This is a genomic window from Pedobacter sp., from assembly GCF_031119335.1.
Classification (GTDB): Bacteria; Bacteroidota; Bacteroidia; order Sphingobacteriales; family Sphingobacteriaceae; genus Pedobacter.
Genome location: NZ_JAVHXT010000015.1, coordinates 26,431 through 50,628, shown reverse-complemented (window position 1 = coordinate 50,628; position 24,198 = coordinate 26,431). Strand labels below are relative to the sequence as shown.

At 39.0% G+C, this 24,198-nt stretch carries 16 protein-coding genes; 5 read left to right on the top strand and 11 right to left on the bottom strand.

All coding sequences use genetic code 11. The features are described from left to right. Window positions 1-11 precede the first annotated feature (11 nt). On the bottom strand, window positions 12-3,080 hold the full coding sequence (locus REI64_RS14985; protein WP_308850949.1) for a SusC/RagA family TonB-linked outer membrane protein: 3,069 nt from the start codon (window positions 3,078-3,080) through the stop codon (window positions 12-14). A gap of 130 nt (window positions 3,081-3,210) precedes the next feature. After that, window positions 3,211-4,410 carry an anhydro-N-acetylmuramic acid kinase gene (locus REI64_RS14980; RefSeq protein ID WP_308850948.1) on the bottom strand — a complete coding sequence of 400 codons (1,200 nt, stop codon included), beginning with the start codon at window positions 4,408-4,410 and terminating at the stop codon, window positions 3,211-3,213. Window positions 4,411-4,646: 236 nt separating this feature from the next. Here REI64_RS14980 and nagB point away from each other — a divergent pair, with 236 nt between their 5' ends. The 4 genes from nagB (at window position 4,647) to REI64_RS14960 (ending at window position 12,458) form a co-directional block, all read left to right on the top strand. Beyond that, window positions 4,647-6,566, top strand: coding sequence for a glucosamine-6-phosphate deaminase (gene nagB, locus REI64_RS14975; RefSeq protein WP_308850947.1), 1,920 nt, complete (start codon window positions 4,647-4,649; stop codon window positions 6,564-6,566). Between the two features lie 166 nt (window positions 6,567-6,732). Then, window positions 6,733-7,911 (top strand): heparan-alpha-glucosaminide N-acetyltransferase domain-containing protein, encoded by a 1,179-nt coding sequence (locus REI64_RS14970; RefSeq protein WP_308850946.1) that lies wholly within the window; start codon window positions 6,733-6,735, stop codon window positions 7,909-7,911. Window positions 7,912-8,076: 165 nt separating this feature from the next. Then, window positions 8,077-10,938, top strand: a complete 2,862-nt coding sequence (locus REI64_RS14965) for an insulinase family protein (RefSeq protein WP_308850945.1) — start codon at window positions 8,077-8,079, stop codon at window positions 10,936-10,938. 284 nt (window positions 10,939-11,222) lie between these two features. Continuing rightward, on the top strand, window positions 11,223-12,458 hold the full coding sequence (locus REI64_RS14960; RefSeq protein ID WP_308850944.1) for a hypothetical protein: 1,236 nt from the start codon (window positions 11,223-11,225) through the stop codon (window positions 12,456-12,458). Window positions 12,459-12,506: 48 nt separating this feature from the next. Here the strand turns inward: REI64_RS14960 and REI64_RS14955 are convergent, their stop codons facing one another. Continuing rightward, the gene (locus REI64_RS14955) at window positions 12,507-14,063 is read right to left on the bottom strand and encodes a family 10 glycosylhydrolase (protein WP_308850943.1); all 1,557 of its coding nucleotides are present in this window, start codon (window positions 14,061-14,063) and stop codon (window positions 12,507-12,509) included. A gap of 148 nt (window positions 14,064-14,211) precedes the next feature. Between REI64_RS14955 and REI64_RS14950 the strand changes: the two genes are divergently transcribed. Beyond that, window positions 14,212-15,123, top strand: coding sequence for a hypothetical protein (locus REI64_RS14950; RefSeq protein WP_308850942.1), 912 nt, complete (start codon window positions 14,212-14,214; stop codon window positions 15,121-15,123). Between the two features lie 191 nt (window positions 15,124-15,314). On the opposite strand, the gene REI64_RS14945 is transcribed toward REI64_RS14950, so the two are convergent. The 8 genes from REI64_RS14945 to REI64_RS14910 all read right to left on the bottom strand — a co-directional run bounded on the left by REI64_RS14945 (window position 15,315) and on the right by REI64_RS14910 (window position 24,181). After that, window positions 15,315-16,703 (bottom strand): Gfo/Idh/MocA family oxidoreductase, encoded by a 1,389-nt coding sequence (locus REI64_RS14945; RefSeq protein WP_308850941.1) that lies wholly within the window; start codon window positions 16,701-16,703, stop codon window positions 15,315-15,317. A 507-nt stretch (window positions 16,704-17,210) separates the two neighbouring features. Next, window positions 17,211-18,542, bottom strand: a complete 1,332-nt coding sequence (argH, locus tag REI64_RS14940) for an argininosuccinate lyase (protein ID WP_308850940.1) — start codon at window positions 18,540-18,542, stop codon at window positions 17,211-17,213. A 113-nt stretch (window positions 18,543-18,655) separates the two neighbouring features. Then, the gene (locus tag REI64_RS14935) at window positions 18,656-19,234 is read right to left on the bottom strand and encodes a GNAT family protein (protein ID WP_308850939.1); all 579 of its coding nucleotides are present in this window, start codon (window positions 19,232-19,234) and stop codon (window positions 18,656-18,658) included. A gap of 149 nt (window positions 19,235-19,383) precedes the next feature. Beyond that, window positions 19,384-20,448: a M20 family metallo-hydrolase gene (locus tag REI64_RS14930; protein ID WP_308850938.1), complete on the bottom strand. Its 1,065-nt coding sequence runs from the start codon at window positions 20,446-20,448 to the stop codon at window positions 19,384-19,386. 122 nt (window positions 20,449-20,570) lie between these two features. Next, entirely contained in the window at window positions 20,571-21,377 is an 807-nt protein-coding gene (gene proC, locus REI64_RS14925; RefSeq protein ID WP_308850937.1) for a pyrroline-5-carboxylate reductase, read from the bottom strand. A 417-nt stretch (window positions 21,378-21,794) separates the two neighbouring features. Beyond that, the gene (gene argB, locus REI64_RS14920; protein WP_308850936.1) at window positions 21,795-22,583 is read right to left on the bottom strand and encodes an acetylglutamate kinase; all 789 of its coding nucleotides are present in this window, start codon (window positions 22,581-22,583) and stop codon (window positions 21,795-21,797) included. 93 nt (window positions 22,584-22,676) lie between these two features. Then, the gene (locus REI64_RS14915; protein ID WP_308850935.1) at window positions 22,677-23,021 is read right to left on the bottom strand and encodes a VOC family protein; all 345 of its coding nucleotides are present in this window, start codon (window positions 23,019-23,021) and stop codon (window positions 22,677-22,679) included. A gap of 176 nt (window positions 23,022-23,197) precedes the next feature. Further along, window positions 23,198-24,181 carry an acetylornithine carbamoyltransferase gene (locus REI64_RS14910; RefSeq protein WP_308850934.1) on the bottom strand — a complete coding sequence of 328 codons (984 nt, stop codon included), beginning with the start codon at window positions 24,179-24,181 and terminating at the stop codon, window positions 23,198-23,200. Window positions 24,182-24,198: the final 17 nt, after the last annotated feature.

Sequence of the window (24,198 nt, the reverse complement as noted above, 5' to 3'; positions counted from 1 at the left end):
CTCGTTAACCATTAAAACTTAACTTGTAAACCTAAACTGAACGTTCTAGGAATCGGAACCGAGCCAAAATCTATATTTCTTAGAATGGTCGACTGACCTGCTGAGTTCAATTCTGGATCATAACCTTTGTATTTGTCCCAAGAAATTAAATTTCTACCGCTTAACACCACAGTCATATTACTTATTGATTTTACTTTACCAATATTGTAGCTTAATGCAACCTCTCTCAATTTCACAAAAGATCCATCATCAATCCTCCATTCTTCAATAGCATATACACCAGCCACATAACCTCTTGGTAATTGACCCAATTGTTCTTGCTCAGCCACTTTTCCGTTACCAACGCCTTGTCTAGTTCTCCAGTCTGCATTCCACACCTCACTACCTTGTACGCCATCTAGCTGAACTCGTAAACCAAATTTCTTATAGTTAAAATCGTTAACTATAGTCCAGTTAAAATCTGGATTTGGATCTCCAAGCACTTTTCTTAATGGATTTCCTGCGCCATCTCTAGCCTGCTGTGGAATACCAGCAGCATTAGTCACCAAACTACCATCAGCATTTCTCGCGAAATAAGTTCCGTAAAACACACCTAATGGCTCACCATCAATTATACCAATTGGCGCACCAGGGTTTGTACTCAATAATCTCATGGCGCCAATATCATAAGCTTCGTTTTTGTTTTTGTTGAAGATCAAATTGGCATTCCAGTTGAAATCATTTGTTTTAATAGGTGTTCCTCCCAAAATAATTTCAAAGCCGGTGTTTTTTAATGAACCAATGTTGTTCAAAAAGCTGGTAAAACCTTCAGTTGGCGCAATTACCTGAGGCAACAACAAGTCCTTAACTTTTTTATTATAGTAGTTGAAACTTAAGGTTAATCTGTTTTTTAAGAAGCCCAAGTCTGTACCAACCTCTAACTCATCTTGACGTTCTGGCTTAACAGCTTCGTTAGATAGAGTACCGATTGTAAACAGGGAAGTAAAGCCTAAGAAAGGCTGCCCGCTGTAGGCATTAATTCTTTCGTATGCGCTGATACCAGTTAAATTGCCTGATTGTCCGTAAGCCGCTCTCAATTTAAAAGTATCCCACCACGAAGAAAGGCTGGTATTTTTCCAATAATCTGCTGATGATGGCACGTAACTTACACTGGCTTTCACATAAAGTTGGTTTCGCTCATCAACACCAAATACAGACGACTCGTCCATACGTAGAGCACCCGTAACGAAAAGATGATCTTTATATTTAAAGTTTTGTTGTACATAAGCACCACTTATAGAAAGCTCGGTTCTACCATCAACCCCAGGAAGCGGTGTAGAAGCGCCATTCACCGTAGTAATTTTCGGAGCTAAGCCTCTTCCTTGCAATAATGCGTACTGACCTCTTTCGTACTGGTAAGAGTAACCTACTTGGGTAACCGATGTCAACTTTTCAGAAATTTGTGCCTGATAAGTTGCATTGATTTCGTTGTTAAACAATAATGCTTTGTTGCTTGCTGCACTAGAATATCCATTTTGGGCAGCATTCATCGTAACACCTCCCCCAAAAAAATCTGGATTAACGTTGTATGTATAAGGGGGAATATAGGTTGTTCCATTTTGCATTGAATTATCTACACCCAATGTAAAATCTACCGTTAAATTCTTTATTGGATTTAGTTTTAAAGCAGCATTGGCGATAATCCTGTCTACTTCTTGCTTCTGCTTAATGTCTTCAATAACAGATACTGGATTTACACGACCTCGTTCGCCCACAGCCATTAAATTTCCGTTGGCATCTCTTCTCCAAATGTCATGGAAGTTACCAATAATAGTAACTGAGTTCATTGGCGAGAAAAACGAGTTACCGTCCGGCTTTTCGTTTGCAGCACTTTTCACATAGTTCAAACCTCCAGAAAGGCGGGCCCAGTCTGTTATTTTTTGTTCGATGTTGGTACGGAAAGTATATTTTCTAAAATCGGTGTTCTTAATGATACCTTGGTTGTTAAAGTAACCAAATGAACTGTAAACTTTGGTATTCTCTCCACCACCAGAAATAGATAGGTTGTTATCAGTACCCACAGCTGTTCTAAAAATATAATCTTGGTAATCGTAACGGGTTACCGGGCTAGTAATGGTAGCCAGCGGGGTAGCAATAACATCCTGTGTTAATACATCGACCCCTAGACCAAATTTAACCGGAGATTGGTTTACCTCAATTTTCTTACGTAGTTCGCTAATCATCAAGTTTGAGTTAAAGCTCACTTGTGTCTTACCCGCCACACCTTTTTTGGTGAAGATCTGAATTACACCTGCGTTTGCTCTAGAACCGTAAATTGCTGCTGCAGAAGCGCCATTTAAAACCTCTACTCTTTCAATATCCGCAGGATTGATATCTACCATCCTGTTCTGTCCAATGCTGCCCACGAAGTTACCTCCATCGTAATTAGCGGTAGTATTTGTAACCCTTGTAGTGGTATTGTTTACGATTACCCCATCAATAATATACAATGGTTCTGTAGAAGAGTTAGCAGAGCTGATACCACGGAGTTTCACGGACATACCTCCAGCCGGATCGCCAGAGTTTTGACTAATTTGAGCACCAGCAACTTTGCCCTGCAACGAGGTCAGTACATTTCCAGTTGGTGCTTTCACCAAATCATCACCTTTTACAGTGGTAATATAGTTACCCAACTGCTTTCTGGTAGTTCCTTGCGAGGTACCAGTAACGATCACCTCATCAAGTCCCATTGCATCTTGCGACATAGAAAAATCTGCAGATACATTAGTGTTGCTTCCTAAAGTAATTTGTTTGGTTGATGTTTTGTAACCAATAAACGTTACGGCCAACTGGTAACTGCCTGGAGCAAGATTAGCCGTTAAAGAATAAGTTCCGTCGCTATTAGCGGCAACGGCGAAGTTAGTGCCCTGCACCTTTACCCCAGCCCCGGGTATGGGTGCTTTAGAAGCATCTTCTGTAATTCTTCCCGTAATTACGTAACGATTGGTTTGTGCATTTGCCGTAATAAACAACAGCAAAAAGATTGGCGCCATAAAGAGTACCCTCAATGTGGAATGCCATGAAGTGTTGAGTTTCTCCATACCTGAAGTGAATATAAATGGTTAGTTATCCTGACTAAATTGTCAGCTGCGCAACAAATATGTTACGCTGAGATAAATATCCAAATTTATTTCAAATCTGCAAGGCTAAAACTTATAAACAAATTCACATTTATTTTGGCAAACTGATTTTCCCCATACAAATAGACGGCACACCTTCTCTGTTGCCAAAGTTAATTTCGCCACCAGTTAGTGTTTCATTTGCTAGTAAAGCGAAAAGAACCGCCTCTTTCGCATCCGGATTGATCTCCAGATCGTGAGTTGTTTTAAATGCAATTTGTGGCAAAGCTTCTCTCAATAAGGATAACAATAATGGATTGTGCATTCCACCTCCGCTTAGATACAGGACGGGCTTAGATAGATTTGGCAACACACGCTGAATAGACTCGATGATCCCTTTGGCAGATAAATGACATAATGTAGCCATTACATCTTGCTTGCTCAGATCGGTAGTTGAGCTTTTTTGTTGTGCTTGTTCTAAATATCCCAAACTAAACAGCTCCGGGCCAGTTGTCTTCGGGAAATCTGCTGCGAAAAAAGGATCTTTCGAAAGTTCATCAAGCAATGCTTCATTTACAGTGCCAGATTTAGAAATTGCAGCATCTTTATCGTAGTACAAACCTTCAAAATGCTTCTGTACATACTGATCCATTAATGTATTTCCTGGACCAATATCGGTTGAAAACACTTTAGAAGAGTCCAGATCACCAGGCAAATAAGTATAATTGGCAATTCCACCAATGTTCAACATAATTCTGTCTTCTCCTTGCTTAGAAAAAATCAGATAATCTCCGTAAACTGCCAAAGGAGCACCTTCGCCACCTGCGGCAATATGTTTTTGCCTAAAATCGCTAAGCGTGATTATTCCAGTATGTACGGCAATATGATCTCCATCGCCAATTTGCAGCGTACCATTTGGCAAGCCTGCTCTTTTATGCAATGATTTCGGAGCATGATAAATTGTTTGTCCGTGGCTAGCAATAAAATCAATATCCTCATTTGTATAGCCCCACTCTGCAATTGCCTCATTAATTAACTTGGCATGGGTAATAGCAACTTGCTCATTCATTAAGCAAACCATTTCCAGATCTACTTCTCTTTTAGAAAAAATCGATTTAACCTGTTTTCTGAAAGTATCGGTATAATCGGCTGTTTTAAATTTTAGCAACTTGATTTGCGTGTTAGCACCGCTACCTTTAAACGAGCTAAGGGCAATATCCAATCCATCCATTGAAGTACCCGACATTAGGCCGATAATTAACTTTTCTTCCTTATTAGATCTTTGGTAAAGATTTTCGATTTGGTTTTTCATTGCCTTTAATATTTGATAGCGAAAGGTACGAGTTGTTTTGAAAATAAGAGGTAATCCATCATAAAACACCCGTTGCAAAAAATGTTTTTTAATTTTTTTAAAAAGTATCAAACGCTTGAAATGCCCCTTAAAGGCTGTTTTTGTTCAAAACACCAGCTTCTTGCAAATATCTACTCTTTTTTTTTCTATTTAACTATTCTATATTTACTGCTCCGTTCAATAAAAAACCAAGATTAATGGCAAGATTAAATCTATTAGAAGAAACGAGGTTCGAAAAGCTCCCAGTAAGTATTTTTAAAAATCCGAAAGAAGCTTCTCTGAGTGTTGCGAACCGTATCGCTTCACTAATCAAAGAAAAACAACAAAAAGGTGAAAATGCAGTTTTAGGTTTAGCTACCGGTGCTACGCCAGTTGCAGTTTACAAAGAGCTGGTAAGGTTACACAAAGAAGAAGGATTAAGCTTCAAAAATGTAATTACCTTTAATTTGGATGAATACTATCCAATGCAACCAAACTCTGTACAGAGCTATGTTTACTTTATGAATGAAAACCTTTTCGATCATATTGACATAGACAAAAACAATGTGCACATTCCAGATGGCACCTTAAGTCTTGAAGAAATTCCAGCTTTCTGTTTAAATTATGAAAAGAAGATAGAAAGTGTTGGCGGACTGGATATTCAGATTTTAGGTATTGGTCGTACGGGTCACATTGGTTTTAACGAGCCAGGTTCTGCGCCAAACTCGGGAACGCGTTTAGTTACATTAGATGACCTTACCCGTAGAGATGCGGCTCGTGATTTTGGTGGTAAATCTAACGTGCCAACCAAAGCCATTACCATGGGTATTGGCACTATTTTCAAAGCTAAAGAGATTATCTTGATGGCTTGGAATAGGAAAAAAGCTTCTATCATTAAAAAAGCGGTAGAGGGAGAAATTTCAAGCGAAGTTCCTGCTACCTACCTACAACTTTCTGAAAATGTAGAGTTTATCTTGGATCAAGATGCTGCTTTAGACTTAACCAGATTTAATACCCCTTGGTTAGCAAGAGATTGCGACTGGACACCAGAACTTACCCGTAAAGCGGTAATTTGGTTGGCTAGGCACTTAAACAAACCTATCCTTAAGTTAACTGAAGACGATTATAACAATAATGGCATGGCTCAGTTAGCTACAGAGCAAGGTCCAGTTTACGATATTAACATCGATATCTTCAACAAACTACAACATACCATTACAGGGTGGCCAGGCGGCAAACCAAATGCCGATGATAGCCAACGTCCTGAAAGGGCAAATCCTGCGAAGAAAAGAGCAATTGTGTTCTCTCCGCATCCTGATGACGATGTAATCTCGATGGGTGGTACATTTATCCGTTTGGCAGATCAAGGACATGAAGTTCATGTTGCTTATCAAACTTCGGGCAATACTGCCGTTTGGGACGATGATGTTTTACGTTTCGTAGAATTTAATATCGATTTCTCTGAAAAAATGGGAATAGACCAAACCGCAATGAGAAAAACTTACGAAGAAATGCGTGAGTTTATGGCCAACAAGCGTCCAAACCAAATTGACTCAGAAGAAATTAAATTGGTTAAAGGCTTAATTAGGAAAGGTGAGGCTATTGCCGGAGCTCGTTTCTCAGGTTTACCTGACGAAAACATCCATTTTCAAGCACTTCCATTTTACGAAACTGGAAAAGTGAAGAAAAATCCAGTTTCGGATGTAGATGTTGAGTTAACCATGGAATTACTTCAAAAAGTAAAACCTCAGCAAGTATTTGCAGCGGGCGATTTTGAAGACCCTCACGGCACACACATTGTTTGCTTTAACATTATTGTAGAGGCGTTAAGACGATTAAAAGTAACCGAAGATTGGGTTAACGATTGCTGGTTATGGATGTACCGTGGCGCTTGGCACGAGTTTGAACCTCATGAAATTGAAATGGCAGTTCCATTAAGCCCGAAAGAGGTTGAACGTAAGAAATTGGCAATTTTCAAACACCAATCGCAAAAAGATATTCCGGTTTTTCCTGGTGATGATCCAAGAGAATTCTGGCAAAGAGCAGAAGACAGAAATCGTGAAACAGCAAAAATTTATGATGATTTAGGTTTAGCTGATTACGAAGCGATGGAAGCTTTTGTGAGATATCATTATTAACATTTTAGCACGTCATTTCGACCCCGATTTTTTTTCGGGAGAGAAATCTGTAATGGAGCACTTCTAACAAACAGATTTAGCGATGCTTTCTTACAGTTCTCCTCCTAAAGTCGTCGAAATGACGTCATTCGAGAAAATATCTTCTATCTTTAGCATAACAAACTAAATGATAGAAGATATTTTTTATTTACAGACAATGGAAACCAAACCACAACGCCTCTTATCACTCGACTTTTTTAGAGGCTTAACTGTTGCCGCAATGATCTTGGTGAACAATCCGGGAAGTTGGGCACATATTTATCCACCATTAGCGCACGCAGAGTGGCATGGCTGCACCCCTACCGACTTAGTTTTTCCGTTCTTTCTGTTTATTGTGGGCGTTTCTATTGCCTATGCTATGGGCAGCAAAAGAGAGGATCCAACTACTCACGGGAAAACGATTTGGAAAGCATCAAAAAGAGCTTTCACACTTTTCCTTTTAGGTTTTATTTTAGCTTTTTTCCCAAGAAATTTTAGTGATTTCAATTTTATTGAAGCGTTGAAAACAGTTAGAATTCCAGGTGTTTTGCAAAGAATTTCGGTGGTTTTCCTTATTTCATCTATTTTATTTTTAAAGCTGAGCGATAAGCGACTTTTCCAAACCATTGTGGTGTTGTTATTTGGTTATTGGGCATTAATGACGTTTGTTTCTGTACCTGATTTCGGCCCTGCCAATTTAGAAAAAGAGACCAATTTAGGTGCTTGGTTAGACAGAACCATTTTAACCGAAGCACATCTGTGGAAAGCCGCCAAAACTTGGGATCCTGAAGGACTTTTAAGCACCTTGCCAGCCATTGGAACTTGCTTAATTGGCGTATTGGTAGGCACTTATCTTAAAAAGAAAACCATAGAGCCTGCTACTAAAATTGCTTGGCTGTTTTCTGCTGGCACTTTGATGTTTATGGGTGGTTTGCTTTGGGATTTGTCATTCCCAATTAATAAATCTTTATGGACAAGTTCTTATGTTTTATATACTGGCGGATTAGCAACCGTTATTTTAGCCTTGTCTTTCTGGCTGATTGATGTGAACCAATACAATCGTTTTACGAAACCTTTTGTGGTTTATGGTGTAAATGCCATTACGGTTTTCTTTTTATCCGGCTTGATGCCGCGACTGCTAAACATGATTAAAGTTGACCTTAACGGTGAGAAAGTAGGAGCACTAAGTTATGTAAACAAGGCTTGGTTTGTTCCCAATTTTGCAGACCCATTAAATGCTTCGTTAGCTTATGCGATAGCATTTGTACTATTTTGGTATGTGATACTATGGGTGATGTATAAAAGGAATATAATTATTAAGGTTTAAAGAAGGGGGAAGGATGGAAGACCAAATACTAGAGAGTAAAGTTGGAAGTTTTCTCAATCTTAACCTCAGCCTCAATTCTCACATCTCATATCTATTTGTAACTTTACCACTCTCATTCTATCTAAATAATTGAAAAACAAATTTCCCTTAACTAAAATTATATCGATGAAAAAAAATCTGCATTTAGTTGCTATTGGCGCACTTTCATTTGTATTGGCCCAACCAGCAATTGCACAGAAAAAAGCCCCGGCAAAGGCCCCTGCGGCTAAAACTGCTGTAAAAACAGCGGTTAGTCAAGCTTTACCAAATGACCCTAACGTAAAAATTGGTAAGTTACCTAATGGATTGGTTTACTACATCCGTAAAAACGTAGAGCCTAAAAATAGAGCAGAACTTTATTTAGGTAACAAAATTGGTTCTTTGATGGAAAACGAAGACCAATTAGGTTTAGCACACTTTACAGAGCACATGGCTTTTAACGGAACTAAAGATTTTCCTAAAAACGAAATCATCAATTACCTGCAAAAAGCGGGTGTACGTTTTGGTGCCGATTTAAATGCTTATACTGGTTTTAACCAAACGGTTTATCAGTTACCAATTCCAACAGATAGCGTAGAAGTTTTTAAAACAGGCTTCAAAATTTTGGCTAACTGGGCTGGAAAAGTGACCATGGATGGTGCAGAAATTGACAACGAACGTGGTGTTATTGTAGAAGAAGATCGTCAGCGAGGTAAAAATGCACAGCAAAGAATGAGCAATCAGTTACTACCTTTCTTGTTGGGCGACTCGCAGTATGCTAAGCGTATTCCTATCGGTAAAGTTGAAGTATTGCAAAACTTCACTCACGATAAAATCCGTAATTTTTACAAAGATTGGTATCGTCCGAACTTACAAACTGTAATTGCCGTAGGTGATTTTGACGTTAACGAAGTTGAAAAACTCATTATCGCCAATTTCTCTGAGCTTAAAAACCCTGCAAACGAAAGAGCAAGAACTTTTTATAGCATTCCAGACAATGTACAGCCTTTAATTAAGATTGCGACAGATAAAGAGCAACCCTACAACGTAGCGCAAGTAATTTACAAGCAAAAACAAGGTACTGTTAAAACAGAAGCAGATTACAAACTGCAAATGACACAGGGCATGGTGAACAATATGTTGGCTGCCCGTATTACAGAGCTTACACAAAAAGGAACTGCACCATTTCTATTTGCTCAAAGTAGCTATGGCCCTTATCAAGGTGGCATGGTTTGGGATTTTAGTGCTCTACAAACTGTAGCTGTAGCAAAATCTGGTGCAGAATTAGAAAAAGCTTTGGTTGCTGCTTTAGCAGAAAATGAGCGTATGGCTAAATTTGGCTTTACCGCTGGCGAACTAGAAACTGTGAAAAAGAAATTGGAAGCAGGCATAGAAAAACAGTTCAAAGAAAAAGATAAAACCAAATCTTCAGTCTACGTTCAACAGTACTTGAACAACTTCTTAATTGGTTCAGCTATTCCTTCGGCAGAGTATACTTACGAACTTTCTAAAAAATTGCTTAACAACATCACTTTAGCTGATATTAACGCAGCTGCAAAGGCAATGGTTACTAAAACCAACCAAATTGTGGTGGTTCAGGCTCCAGAGAAAGAGAAAGAAAACCTACCTACAGAAGCCGCATTATTAGCAGCGATAAAAACTGCTGGTAATGGCGTAACTCCTTATGTAGACAATACTGTAAACAAGCCTCTAATTGCGCAAGCTCCTAAAGCGGGAACCATTGTTAGCGAAACCAAAAATGATAAAATTGGTGTAACTACATTGGCTTTGAGCAATGGTGTGAAAGTGGTGTTAAAACCAACTGATTTCAAAAACGACCAAGTGATTTTCACTTCGTTTGGTAAAGGCGGTGCTTCATTAGCTAGTAATGACGATTTCATTTCTGCTGAAAACGCCAACTTAATTGCACAAAGTGGTGTGGGAGATTTCAATCCAACGCAGTTGACCAAATACTTAGCAGGAAAAACGGCTTCTGCTGGTGCTTATATCGATGATTTGTACCAAGGTTTCTCTGGAAGTGCTTCTCCGAAAGATTTAGAAACTGCTTTCCAGTTGATTTATGCTCGTGCAACTAACCCACGCAAAGACGTAGAGATTTTCAACAAGAATATTAGCGACTACAAAGTAATTACAGCAAACAAAGGTAGCAACCCAAGTGCTGTATTTGCAGATACTGTACAAGCTGTAATGGCTAACTACCACAAACGTGGGATGCCTACAACCTTAGCTGATATCGATAAAATCAATATTGATAAAGCTTATGCTTTCTACAAAGACCGTTTTGCAGATGCTAGTGGACAAACTTTCATTTTTGTAGGTAATTTCGATGTAGAGAAAATCAAACCTTTTGTAACTACTTATTTAGCAAGTTTACCATCGTTAAACAAAAACGAAAACTTTGTAGACAATGGTGTAAATCCTCCAAAAGGAAAAGTAAGCAAAACCGTTAAAAAAGGATTGGAAGATAAAGTAACAGTTCAGTTGTTATTCCATGATGACTACGTTTACAATGCAGACAACAATGTAATGTTAGATGCTCTGAAATCAGCTCTCGACATTAAAATTACGGAGCGTTTGCGTGAGAAAGAAAGTGGCGTTTATAGTCCGGGCGTATCGCTAAGCGTTCAGAAAAACCCAACTGCTCACTATTACTTTACTATTTCATTTAATTGTGCTAAGGCTAATGTAGAGAAGTTAATCAATGCTGCTTTAGAGGAAGTAAATGCCTTTGCTAAAAATGGCGTAACTGCAGAAGATTTGCAAAAATTCAAATCTGAAGAATTGAGACAAGAGGAGTTAAGCCTGCGTGAAAACGGCTATTGGTTAAGCTACTTAACAAACCGTTTAAAGTATAACGACAATTTAGAGCAAGTTTTAGGTAACACGGCTCGTATCAACGGCGTAACTGTTGATGCAACCAAAGCTGCTGCTCAGAAATATTTAAATGGTGATAACTATATCCGTTTGGTGTTATTACCAGAGAATTAATAGTAATTTTTATTATAATAGAAAGGGGATGTTTAACAAGCATCCCTTTTTTATTTAAATTTAATTTGACAATTGAACCTCAAAGATTGCTTCGTCGATACTCTCCTCGCAATGACGAAAATGAGAGCGTCATTGCGAACTGAAGCTCAAGGCGTAGCGAGGGGTGAAGCAATCTTTCAAATGATTTATCTCTCGGCGGTTAACACAGAAGTTTTTATTTAACTAGTTTGTAGCGTTTCTTCTACCTTCATCGTATCTATCTAAAAACCAACCATTATAACCACATGAAAAAACTTCTACGCAACAGCATTTTATGTATGCTCGCTCTTGCAACGTTAACTCAATGCAAAAAAAGTATTAACAGCTCATCAGAATTAGAATTGGTAGAAATAGCTAAAACTGTAACTGTAGAAGCCGCTAGAGCAGAAGCAACCGGCCTAACCAAACCCACCAAAGTACTAAAGACAGGAAAAATTTACATCTATAAGAACTTCTTATTCATCAACGAAGTAAGAAAAGGCATCCATATTTTCGAAAATTCCGATCCAAGTAAACCCGTTAACGTAGCATTTTTAAAAGTACCTGGAAATGTAGATATGGCCGTTAGCAACGATATTTTATATGCTGATAGCTATGTTGATCTACTTGCTTTTGATATTTCTTCGATTAGCAGTATCAAGGAAGTAAAAAGATTAAAAGATGTTTTCATGCAATTTTACGCCAACCATAGTGGTCAAAAATATGTGGTTACCTACAAAGATACTTTGGTTAAAAAATCAAGCTATCATAAAGATTTGGCGTTTCTTAATACTGCTGCCTACAGCGGTGGAGGTTCTTCTGGGCAAGGCGGTTCTATGGCAAGATTTACCTTGCTGAATGATCATTTATACACCGTTGGTCATTCAGATTTGAGCTTATTTAACACTAAAACTGCGGCAAATCCAACCTTCGTAAAATCTATTAACCTAGGCTGGGGCGTAGAAACTATTTTCCCTTACGAAAACAAGTTATTTATTGGCACCAACACCGGAATGCACATTTTTAACGCCGCAGATGCAGCCAATCCGGTAAAATTATCTACCTACAGCCATGTTTTTGCCTGCGACCCAGTAGTGGTACAGGGCAAATACGCATACGTTACGCTTAGAACTGGAACTGCATGCAGAATGGGGAGCAATCAGTTAGAAGTAGTAGATATTGAAGACCCAACTAAACCAAAACAAGTAGCAGTTTTCCCAATGAAAAACCCTCATGGTTTAAGTGTAAGCGGCAACAACCTATTTTTATGTGAAGGCGATTTCGGTATCAAGAGCTTCAACATCACCAACAAGAACAAAATTGGCGATAACCTGTTGCAACACCTAAAAGACATCAAAAGTTTCGATGTAATTGCAGGCCCAAAATCATTGATTGTTACCGGTCAGGATGGTGTCTATCAGTTTAACTATAGCAACGCGTCTAACTTAAGGCAATTAAGCAAAATCAGAATACAACGCCTACCTATAGAGGTTTGGAATTAAACTCGAATAGACTTACGAAGTGTTAAAAAGCTTCGTAAGTCTTTATGCCTACTTAGCCTCTACACCAACTGGACCGCTTGGTTCGCTTTCATTTTTAATTCGGTCTAAAGCGGTTACCAAATAGCTGTAGCGCTTGCCCTTTTCTATATTGGTGTCCAAGAAAAAAGTATAATCGTTAAAAGCGATACGAACAATATTTTTTGCATCTAGCACGTCAATCTTTTCTCCTTCTTCAAAGCGATAAACCACATAGCCCGATGCCGTTTCACCATCTTTTGCACGCAAGGGCTTTGCCCATTTCAAATGGATACCATCCGCTTGTGCATCTGCAGTTAAGTTTTGCGGCTCGTTAGGTACCACATCATCAATCCAAGGCATTTGAGGCGGCAAAGCCGGATATTTATAAAAATCGTTCCTTAAAGAATCTGCTAAACCTCGCGCCACCGTTGATAAAGATTTCGAGCTAAAAAACACACTTCCCTGTGCTCTATTATTTGCCCTGATAGCTCTAATTTGGTTTGGGATTTCATTTGGTCTGCCCCAAGCAGCTTCTTTTTTAGTGTTACCGTTATGAATTAGATAGGCGGCCTGACCGATATACAAATGACGGCCATAGGTATTTTTATCCCACCAATCTAACAACACTTGGAAAGGAGCAGCAGCACGAGAAAAAGAAAAATAAATCTGCGGATTGATATAATCTACCCACCCTTCTTTAATCCATTTTCTAGAATCTGCATATAACTCGCCATAGTTAGATAAACCATTGGTTTTAGAACCCAGGGTATCTTCCCTGAAATTTCTCCAGATGGCAAAGGGACTAACCCCAAACTTGATGTGTTTTTTGTAGTGATGCACGCTATCGTTCACCATTTTCACCAACAGATCAACATTGTTCCTCCTCCAATCATCTACTTTTGTAAAACCATTAGGATATTTTGCGAATGTTGCACTGTCGTTAATTGTTTGTCCGGCTATGCGGTAAGGATAAAAGTAATCATCAAAATGAACCCCATCTATATCGTAACCTTTAACCACATCCAATATCACCTGCGTAATGTACTCTCTGTTTTCTGGAATACCCGGATCGAAAAGAATTTGTCCGCCATAGCGATAAAATAACTCTGGTCTTTTGTTGCTCAAATGCTCTGGATGCACTTGCATTTTGGCGTGCATAGTTGCCCTATATGGGTTAAACCAGGCATGTAGTTCCATCCCTCTTTCATGAGATTCTCTAATGGCAAATGCTAGCGGGTCGTAACCATCTGCTGGGGCTAAACCCTGTTTACCCATTAGCCAATGGCTCCAAAATTCTCTAGACTTTGTATAAAACGCATCTGCCGTTGGTCTAATCTGTAACAAAATTGCATTCAACCCATTCTTTTTGTGCTGCTCCAAAATGGCTATCAGCTCTTGTTTTTGCTGGTCGGCAGTTAACCCTTGCCTTGATGGCCAATCTATATTTGCTACTGTAGCTACCCAAACTCCTCTAAATTCTCTTTTAGGGGCAATTTTTACATCACTTTGTGCGTTTAATGTTGATACATTTTGGGATACGATTAATAACGTTAAGAAGATGTAGTACTTTGATAAAATTTTAGACATTTTAAAGTATTTGGTATAACTAAATATGTTAACGCATATTGACGGGTTTATATACAAAAGTGACATTATTTTTATACTTTTTTGATTTTTTATTAAGTTAGCACTTACTTTGACGCTACAGAATTACTAATTGGATACTAAAAATATAATGCAGACACCAGAAAAAGCTGTAGATAATAAGGTAGACCGTAATAAAGTTTACTTCCTAATTATTGTAATTGTTGCACTATTAGGTATTAATGGCTACCTATATTTCAGAGATCAACAGCAAACTAGCAGATTTGTTACCATTAGCTCGGAAAAAGATCGTTTAAAACTCGAGGTAGAGAAAATAGAAGTAGAGCTTGACCGCGTAAACCTACTAAATGTAACTTTAAACGATAGGTTAATTGAAGAACAAAAGTTAGCGAGAGAAAAAATTGCTGAGCTTAAACTGGCCTTGAAAAAAGGTGAGCTAACGCAACAAGAATTAGATGAAGCCCACAAACAAATCGTTACACTTAAGGACTTTGTGAAGAGCTATAATAATCAGATTGCTATTCTAGAACAGGAAAATTCTTACCTTAAAACCGAACGTGATAGCTTGAAAACAAGCATCAACAATTATAACGAGCAAACCGAGAATTTACGAAGAGAAAATAGAACCCTAAATAAGAAGGTTAAGGCGGGTTCGTCATTAAAAGCCTCTAATATTAGTGTAACTGCATTTAGAGTTAAGGACAACGGCAAAACATCGTTGGTTACCAAAGCAGGTTCTGCCAATAAACTTACCATAGATTTTGGCATTGCGCCCAATGATTTGGCTGAGAAAACGTATCATCGAATTTTTTTGAGGGTAATTGATCCGGCTGGAAATTTAATTGCTGATGAAAATAACATGTTTGAAGCCGATGGACAGCAAATGCAATATAGCAGAGCCATTGAGATTTCTTATAATGATGATGATACCAGATATAAAATAGATTGGATTAATCCTAGAACTTTCATTAAAGGTACTTACGGCATTTTTTTATATGCAGACGGGTTCTTGATGGGAAAATCGGAAATTGAGCTGAAATAGATAGCAATTAGGATATAAAGAGAAAATCCCGCTAGACAAACCTAACGGGATTTTTTTTGCCCGTTGTCGTCATTGCGAGCTTAGCGAAGCAATCCATCAAGTTTTTTAAAAACTTTTTCTCCAAAAGGTTGGAGTCGGGGCTGTCGTTCCTCTCCGATTAATCGGAGTAAACTCTCGCAAAGACGGACTAGTTACATCTTAATATCCATCACCTTGCTTTTCTTACGGCTTTCTTCGGCCATAAAACCCATGATGTGGCTTTCAATAGAATCATCAATGGTTGAAGTAAGCAAAGCCGGATTTTTCTGCGCTACAGCTTGTACAAAATCGCGTACCAAAAGCCAATCTCCACCACCATGACCACTGTTTTTATATTCTTCTACATCTTCTGCTTTGGGGATAAACTTGGTGTCTTTTCTTGTTTTGAAATCGTAGTGAACTAGCTCCGTCATATCACCAACCAAATCACCCATTGAGCCCATTACCCTCGTTCTTCTGCCGTGATAAGACGTAAAAGCTTCCATAGAGAAACTAGCCGTTACGCTATCTGCAAATTGGATGTTAGTTACATAATGGTCTGGTTGGTCGTTTTCCATTCTATAAACACAACGACCGTAATTGGTAGTTTTTAATTTTTCAGTGATGTAAGCTTTTCTATCTTTTATGCCTGCAGGCACGTCGAAAACTGAAGTGCGTTTATTTAAATCTACATATTCTTTAATGGCAGAATATGGGCACTCTCTTTCTACCTTGCAACCGTCGGTGCAACGAGCTGTGCTTCCTGCTGGTGCATTTGCCGCTTTAAACCATTTTAAATCGCCCATGGCAGAAATTTTTTGGCTTTGCTTATTAATTACCCATTTAATGATATCCAAATCGTGGCAAGATTTAGCTAAGATAATTGGCGTAGTTGCTTTTGAATTATGCCAGTTCCCTCTCACATAAGAGTGCGCCATGTGTGTATGCTCAATAGGCTCGAAATGTTGGATACTGATGACTTCGCCGATAGCTCCTTTGGCAATCAGTTCTTTCATTTTTACGAAGTATGGTGCATAACGCAACACGTGGCAAACCGCTACAATTCGGTTATTTTTCTTCGCTAAGTTTAAAATATCTCTGCACTCTTTTTCTGTTGGTGCAATTGGTTTCTCTAAAAGGATATCGTAACCCATAGCCAGCGCTTTCATACAAGGTTCGTAGTGCATGGCATCTGGCGTAGAAATAATTACTGCGTCGGCAAATTTTGGACGCTTAAAAACATCTTCCCAAGTATTGAAACGGTTTTCTTTAGGTATATTGTGGATTTTCGCATACCTATCGTTTCTAAATTCTACCGGTTCGGCTACACCTACAATTTTGATTTGGTCGGTAAACTTAGCGGCAAAACCTCCGTAAACCATTCCCCTATTACCTGCACCAATGGTAATTGCAGTTACAGGTTTATCCAAGGGTTTGTGTGCCGGATTTTCTGGGATATTGAATAAAAACGAACGTTCACCAATTTTAGCCAATACATCGGTGCTGATTAATGATGCGCCTGCGGCAAAGGAAAGTGTCTTCAGTAAATTTCTACGGTTCATGATATTTTGGTTATAGATTGTTTTGTATAACCAAATATACATTTCAATTTCTTTTGATTTATTCTAAATTAACTTTTATTTTATTTCGATACGTAACAAAAAAGCAACAAATAGTTTACGATAAGTTGATTTTAGAAGTTTAATAGGTTGAGAAACTTATTAGTTAATTTGCGTAAGGATGGCGATAGGAAATGTTTGTTCAATAAACCTGATGGAAGCGGTTATACTTTTTGTTGGCTGTGTCATCCTGAGCTTGTCGAAGGATTGTTTGTGCATAGATGCTTCGATAAACTCAGCATGACAAGTGGTGAGTAGAAGTAACAACAAAAAGATATTAGCGTACAGCAGGGCTATAGCAACCGATGGAATGTAGAACGCATATTTTCAAATAAAAAACATCATTCTTTTACAAAGGTGTGCGGATTTAAAATCCACAATTCGATGGTACGGGTTTACTAACCGAGCTCAGTGAGTTCACATCGCAATCCCGACCAACGGTTCAGCGATTTAACCAACTAAATCTTCGATAGCTTTATTAACCTTCGCAAACCCAAATTGACTTAAAGTCTGTTGCATTCCGGCTGTAATTTCTTTGTTCATGAGGTTTCCGATGGTGCCTTCGTGAGTGTGCTTCACTTCGTACATCGGTTTAAAAGTACCCGTTTCAATTTGCTCGCCAACCACTTTGTAGGCATCTCTAAACGGCATTCCGTTTAACGCCAACTCGTTTACCACTTCTACGCTAAACAGGTAATCATATTTTTTATCTTTAAGGATATCGTCTTTAATGCTGATGTGCTGCAACATGAACGTAGTGATTTCCAAACATTCGTTCAGTGAAATAAATGCCGGGAAAAGATTTTCTTTCAGCAACTGTAAATCTCTGTGGTAACCCGATGGCAAATTGGTGGTCATCATGGCAATTTCATTAGGCAAAGCCTGAATTTTATTACAACGTGAACGTACCAGTTCAAAAACATCTGGGTTTTTCTTGTGCGGCATAATACTACTTCCAGTCGTTAACTCTGATGGGAAACTAATGAAACCGAAGTTTTGGTTGATGAACAAACAAACATCCATGGCCATTTTAGCTAACGTTGCGGCTATTGATGACATGGCTTGTGCCAAAATACGCTCGGTTTTGCCACGACCCATTTGTGCATAAACTACGTTATGGTTCAAACTTTCGAAGCCTAAAAGCTGGGTAGTTAAAGTTCTGTTTAGCGGGAATGAAGAGCCATAGCCCGCAGCCGAACCTAGTGGATTTTTATTGGTGATTTTCCAAGCGGCCAAAATCAGCTCCATATCATCCGCCAAGCTTTCTGCATAGGCACCAAACCACAAACCAAAAGATGATGGCATGGCAATTTGCAAGTGCGTATAGCCTGGCAATAATTTAGTTTTATGTTCTTCACTTAGTTTGATTAATTGGTTGAACAAAGCTTCTGTATTACCCACCATTTCTTCAATACAACTACGGAAGTACAATTTTAAATCTACCAAAACCTGGTCGTTACGAGAGCGACCGCTATGAATTTTTTTGCCAGCCTCGCCAATGCGTTGAGTTAACAACCATTCTACTTGCGAGTGTACATCTTCTACGCTGTCTTCGATGACGAAGTTGCCTTCTTCAATTTCTTTGTAGATATTTTTTAAAGCTGCTTGAACTTCTTTTAGTTCTTCGGCGGTTAATAAATTGATGGTTTCTAGCATTTGCGTGTGCGCCAAAGAGCCTAACACATCAAACTTTGCCATTTGTAAATCTAACTCACGGTCTTTACCTACGGTGAAGTTTTCTACAAATTGGTTTACATCAATATTTTTCTGCCAAATTTTCATTCTTGAGTATTTGTTTTTGAATTATGCTTCTTGTCATTCCGACGTTAGGAGGAATCTATTATAGATCCTTCGCCATGCTCAGGATGACAAATCGGCTATTAATTTCACTTTTATTATCCTGCTGCTAATTTAAGTTTTATTTCTGGCCATTCGCTTTTTAGAATGCTATAAAATACTGTATTACGAATAAAGCCATCAGCAATTTTCATGTGCTGTCTTAAGGTGCCTTCTTCGGTTGCACCTAATTTTAATATCGCTTTTCGTGATTGCATATTACGTTCATCGGCTTTGAGTTCAATTCTATTTAAACCCAAAGTTTCGAAACCGTATTTCAGAACTTCGTATTTCATGGCTTTGTTTAAACCAGAGCCTTGAAATTCCTTTCCAATCCAAGTCCAGCCAATTTGACCACGCTCATCTTTCCAACTAATTTCGGCCAATCGAGTACAACCTGCTACTTTTCCAGAACCAGCTTCAATGATTGTCCACACCGCACAATGGCCTTCGTTTCTATCCCGCAATGCGGATTGGATATATTGATGTAGGTTTTCTCTAATGTTTAAATCCTTCAAACCATAAACCCATAGTGCTTTTTCTTGTGTAATTGGCCAAAGCAAATCTTCATCGCTTTGCTGTAAAGGGCGAAGGATTACTTTTTGGTTTTGTAAGGTTCGGGATAGGTTTTCAGTCATTTCATTTACTTCTAACATTCATTTCTCGTCATCCCGAATTTATTTCGGGATCGTAAAGCGAAATAAATTCAATATATCAAAATATACTACCGCATTACGATTGCCAGTCAAGCTGGCAATGACGACCGCTTAGGCTTAAACGAATTCTTTTACAATCCCACCACTGGTTTTAACATTGCGATATACCCCTCAATACCTTGTCTAATTTCATCTACATACAAAAACTCATCGGCCATGTGCGAGCGACCAGAAAAACCTGGACCACATTTCAACGATGGAATAGACAACAAAGCTTGGTCTGAAGTAGTAGGCGAACCGTAAGTGGTTTTTCCTAAAGCTATTCCCGATACCACAATTGGATGATTTTTATCGATTGATGATGGTTTTAACCTTACCGACCGTGGTTTTACTTCGCAGCCAACATGTTGTTTGATGATTTCAACTACTTCTTCGTTGGTGTAAGCGTCCGTTACCCGAACATCAACAGTGAAAGTACAATTTGCAGGCACTACGTTATGTTGCGAACCAGCGTTAATAATTGTCACCGTCATTTTTACTGGACCAAAAACCTCTGATACTTTCGGGAATTGATAAGTTCGGAACCATTCGATATCTGGCAAGGCTTTGTAAATAGCATTTTCACCTTCTTCACGAGCTGCGTGACCAGCTTTTCCGTGAGCCGTGCAATCTATCACCAACAAACCTTTTTCAGCAATGGCCAAGTGCATTTCTGTAGGTTCACCCACAATGGCAAACTCCAATTCTCCCAAATCTGGAATAACCAGTTCTAAACCATCGTTTCCAGAGATTTCTTCTTCGGCAGTTGCTGCTAAACAGAAGTTATATTTTAAACCTTCCTGTTCGTAGAAATACAAGAAAGTAGCAATTAACGATACCAAGCAACCGCCCGCATCATTACTGCCCAAGCCAAATAACTTGCCGTCTTCAATCGCTGCATCATAAGGGTCGCGGGTATAGCCAGAATTCGGTTTTACCGTATCGTGATGCGAGTTCAATAAAATGGTGGGCTTCGACGCATCAAAATGCTTGTTAAAAGCCCAAACATTGTTCAACTTACGGTTGGTTTTAATACCGTGCTCTCCCAAAAACTGCGCAATTAAATTCGCAGTTCTATCTTCTTCCTTACTAAAAGACTGTATGCGGATTAAATCACGCAGTAATTCCGTACTTTCTTTAATTAGTTTTTCAATCATTTTAAGTATCAAGTAGCGAGTATCAAGTATCGAGACTTCAAGCTAAATCTCTAATCTGTGCACTCTTTCCTCTTTAGTGTTTGGTCTTTCAGCTTTAGTCTAAACCTTCAGCCTTCCAAGCCCTATTCATTGTACAGTCCACCAGCTTTCTTAGCCGATAGTTTAATTCCTTTAATTAGCGATGAACTGAAACCATTATGCTCCATTTCATTTAAACCTGCAATGGTACAGCCCTTCGGCGAAGTTACTTTATCTATTTCAGTTTCCGGATGCGTTTCGTTCAATAACAGTAAATCTGCGGCTCCTTTTGCGGTTTGCACTGCCATTTTCAAGGCATCATGCGCATGAAAACCAATCTCAACCCCGCCTTGCGACGCTGCTCTAATACTACGTAAAAAGAACGCGATACCACAAGCACACAAAGCCGTTGCCGAAGTCATTAAATCTTCTTGAATAGTTACCACAGCGCCAACCGTTTCGAATAAGGTCACTACTTCATTCAGGTTTTCTTCTGAAGCAGTGTCTGTAGCCACGCAAGTCATGCTTTGCCCAATAGAAATCGCCGTGTTCGGCATAGCCCTAATTACCTGTACATTTTCGCCCAATTCTTTACGAACATCAGCACAAGTTACCCCCGAAATCACCGAAACAAACAACTGTTTTTCCGGATTTACAGCAGGAGCTAATTGTGTTAAAACCTTTTTCAATTGTTGCGGCAAAACTGCTAAAACTACAATATCAACACCTTCAATTGCGGCTAAATTATCGTCACTTACCTTAAATCCAGCAGCCACTTCTTCCGTCATCAGTTTGATATTTCTACGGGTTAAAGTGATGTTTTCCGCCTTGCAATATGCTTTGTTTACCAGTCCTTTCGCTAATGACAGTCCGATATTTCCGCTACCGATAATGGTTATTTTTTTTGCCATGATTAAAATTTTCCTTCGGATTGATTACACCTATTATTTGATTACACTAATTTCTATTTTTTGAAAAGCAGTTTCGATGCTCTTTTTAAAGTCAGTCCTGCTATTCGCTCCAATCTTTTTTAAACTTCTTTTCATGCCTCCTTCTCCGTCATTGCGAGAAGGAACGACGAAGCAATCTTTCAAGTCGGGCGCAATAAAAAAGTATTTCCGCTACTATCAGGTTTAGGGAACGAAAGCTTTTGCTATTCACCTCCAAGCCCAACCTACTCCCATCATTGCGAGGCACAGTCAGTCCCGATTATTCGGGAAAGAAATCTTAAAGCGAAAGACAACTAATCCATAGTTGTAAGATTGCTTCGTTCCTCGCAATGACGAAGCGGTTATCTTAACCTCAATGCCAAGTCCCCTTTAGGGGATTTAAGGGCTTAATTTCGTTCCAAAAGTCCCTTTCCCAATCTCCGCTAATTCATCGGCTTTGCCAATATACACCGACGTTACGCCTTTGTTAATCGCTTCAAAAGCGTTATGTAATTTCGGTATCATCCCACCAGCTACAGTTCCATCCGCTTTTAACGGTTCAAAATCTGATGAACGGATTTCTCTCACCACCGTTGCATCATCGTTTACATCTTTCAGCACCCCTTTTTTCTCGAAGCAATATACCAAATGTGTTTCATAAGCGCTAGACATTGCTACCGCTACCGCCGAAGCAATCGTGTCAGCATTTGTATTTAGTAACTGCGTTTCACCGTCATGGGTAATGGCACAAAGTACGGGCACAAACCCAGCTTGTAGTAAATTCGTTAAAGAAGGTACAGAAACCGAGCTTTCATCCAAATCACCTACAAAACCATAATCAATTTCTTTTACTGGGCGCTTTTTCGCTTTAATGATATTTCCATCCGCCCCAGTTAAGCCTATAGCGTTACTACCTTTAGCTTGCAATTGGGCTACGATATTCTTGTTAATCAGCCCTGCGTAAACCATCGTAACTACACGCAAAGTATCAATATCGGTAATCCTGCGTCCATCGACCATTTTTGCTTCAACACCTAAAGAAGCGCTAGTTTCGGTAGCAATTTTACCACCACCATGAATTAATATTTTTGGTCCTTCTAGTACAGTAAAATCTTGCAAGAAATGATGCAAGTTTTCGGAGTTATCTATGACGTTTCCGCCTATTTTTATGATGGTTAGTTTTTGCATAAGCCTTCTTAGCCCCTAAAAAAGGGAATTGTTAAATTGCTCTATTGTTTTATTGTTGAAAATAGCAAACTGCGACTTTCAACTGTAACTATCTTATTCCGACCAAACCGCCAATTCATAGTCATCAGGGTCGGTAAACTGGAAACGCCTACCTCCAGGAAAACTAAAAATGTCTTTCACTATTTTTCCGCCAGCAGCCAATACTTTATCTCTGGTTGCTTCAAGGTCTGCGGAATAAAGTATTACCAAAATAGTTCCATTTATAGGTTTACCTGTGGTAAATCCGCCGTCAACATATTCACCTTCAAATGCAGTATAGTTAGGACTGTAATCGGTAAACTTCCAACCAAAGCATTTGGTGTAAAAATCCTTCGCTTTGTTAACATCTGCTGATAAGAACTCGATGTATTGTATTTGTTCGCGTTTTAGTTTTTGCATAATCTACTATCGTCATTGCGAGCCTGCGAAGCAATCTTAAAGCGTTTGCTAGGCTAATGCTCAATCTAATGTTTCAAACAAGTCTGCCCAAGTTGGGTTAAAACTTTATTTGTAGACTTACGAAGTTTTCGAAACTTCGTAAGTCTACTCTTCGCAAAGCTTTAGTCTTTCTGCTTTTATAATTCCTCCAACATCGCTTTCAATACCGCTTGCGCAGACCATAATCTGTTTCCTGCTTCATGAATCACCAATGAATTTGGCCCATCCAATATCTCAGAAGACAGTTCTAAGTCTCTACGAACAGGTAAGCAGTGCATTACTTTTGCATTTTTGGTTAGCTTCAATTTTTCGTTGTTCATCATCCATCCCTCTGGGAAATCTAACAACTTGCCATATTCTTTATAGCTGCTCCAGTTTTTCACGTAAACGTAATCCGCATCAGCGATAGCTTCATCTAAGTTATGAGAAATTTTCGCCCCTGGAGTAAAGCTCTCTTCCAACTCAAAACCTTCCGGTTGTGCGATGGTAAAATCTAACATTCCTTCGGCTTGTGCTCTACACATCCACTCGGCAAACGAGTTTGGAACAGCCTGCGGTAAAGGTTTAATGTGAGGTGCCCAAGCTAAAACCACTTTCGGTACTTTTCCATTCGCCCTATCTGCAATTGGAACTGGGTTGGTTTCGGTAATAGTAATCAAGTCTGCCAAACTTTGCAAAGGATGTCTGGTTGCACTTTCTAAACTCACCACAGGTACGCCACAAAACTTCACGAACTTATTGAAGAACTCTTCGTTATAATCTTCGTCTCTATCTTGCAGCTTTGGAAAAGAACGCAAACCAAGGATATCGCAATACTCGCCCATTACCGCAGCAGCTTCACGGATATGTTCTACGGTCGTACCATTCATAATCACACCGTCTTGTGTTTCCAGAGCCCAACCTTCTTTATCCATGTTCATGACCATCACGTTCATCCCTAGATTAAGGGCAGCCTTTTGGGTACTTAAACGGGTACGCAAACTTGGGTTCATAAATACCAAACCAAGGGTTTTATTTTTACCCAAATCGCCATAAACATAAGGACTGGCTTTTAAAGCCAATGCACTGGATACTAATTGTTTGATGTCGGTTACATCGTGTACGGAAGAAAACAACTTCATATTTTAAAAGGTATAAG

Bases quoted from the DNA above. Each gene is read 5' to 3' on its own strand.
- REI64_RS14985 (WP_308850949.1), bottom strand. From the start codon at position 3,080: ATGGAGAAACTCAACACTTCATGGCATTCCACATTGAGGGTACTCTTT.
- REI64_RS14980 (WP_308850948.1), bottom strand. From the start codon at position 4,410: ATGAAAAACCAAATCGAAAATCTTTACCAAAGATCTAATAAGGAAGAA.
- nagB (WP_308850947.1), top strand. From the start codon at position 4,647: ATGGCAAGATTAAATCTATTAGAAGAAACGAGGTTCGAAAAGCTCCCA.
- REI64_RS14970 (WP_308850946.1), top strand. From the start codon at position 6,733: ATGATAGAAGATATTTTTTATTTACAGACAATGGAAACCAAACCACAA.
- REI64_RS14965 (WP_308850945.1), top strand. From the start codon at position 8,077: ATGAAAAAAAATCTGCATTTAGTTGCTATTGGCGCACTTTCATTTGTA.
- REI64_RS14960 (WP_308850944.1), top strand. From the start codon at position 11,223: ATGAAAAAACTTCTACGCAACAGCATTTTATGTATGCTCGCTCTTGCA.
- REI64_RS14955 (WP_308850943.1), bottom strand. From the start codon at position 14,063: ATGTCTAAAATTTTATCAAAGTACTACATCTTCTTAACGTTATTAATC.
- REI64_RS14950 (WP_308850942.1), top strand. From the start codon at position 14,212: ATGCAGACACCAGAAAAAGCTGTAGATAATAAGGTAGACCGTAATAAA.
- REI64_RS14945 (WP_308850941.1), bottom strand. From the start codon at position 16,703: ATGAACCGTAGAAATTTACTGAAGACACTTTCCTTTGCCGCAGGCGCA.
- argH (WP_308850940.1), bottom strand. From the start codon at position 18,542: ATGAAAATTTGGCAGAAAAATATTGATGTAAACCAATTTGTAGAAAAC.
- REI64_RS14935 (WP_308850939.1), bottom strand. From the start codon at position 19,234: ATGACTGAAAACCTATCCCGAACCTTACAAAACCAAAAAGTAATCCTT.
- REI64_RS14930 (WP_308850938.1), bottom strand. From the start codon at position 20,448: ATGATTGAAAAACTAATTAAAGAAAGTACGGAATTACTGCGTGATTTA.
- proC (WP_308850937.1), bottom strand. From the start codon at position 21,377: ATGGCAAAAAAAATAACCATTATCGGTAGCGGAAATATCGGACTGTCA.
- argB (WP_308850936.1), bottom strand. From the start codon at position 22,583: ATGCAAAAACTAACCATCATAAAAATAGGCGGAAACGTCATAGATAAC.
- REI64_RS14915 (WP_308850935.1), bottom strand. From the start codon at position 23,021: ATGCAAAAACTAAAACGCGAACAAATACAATACATCGAGTTCTTATCA.
- REI64_RS14910 (WP_308850934.1), bottom strand. From the start codon at position 24,181: ATGAAGTTGTTTTCTTCCGTACACGATGTAACCGACATCAAACAATTA.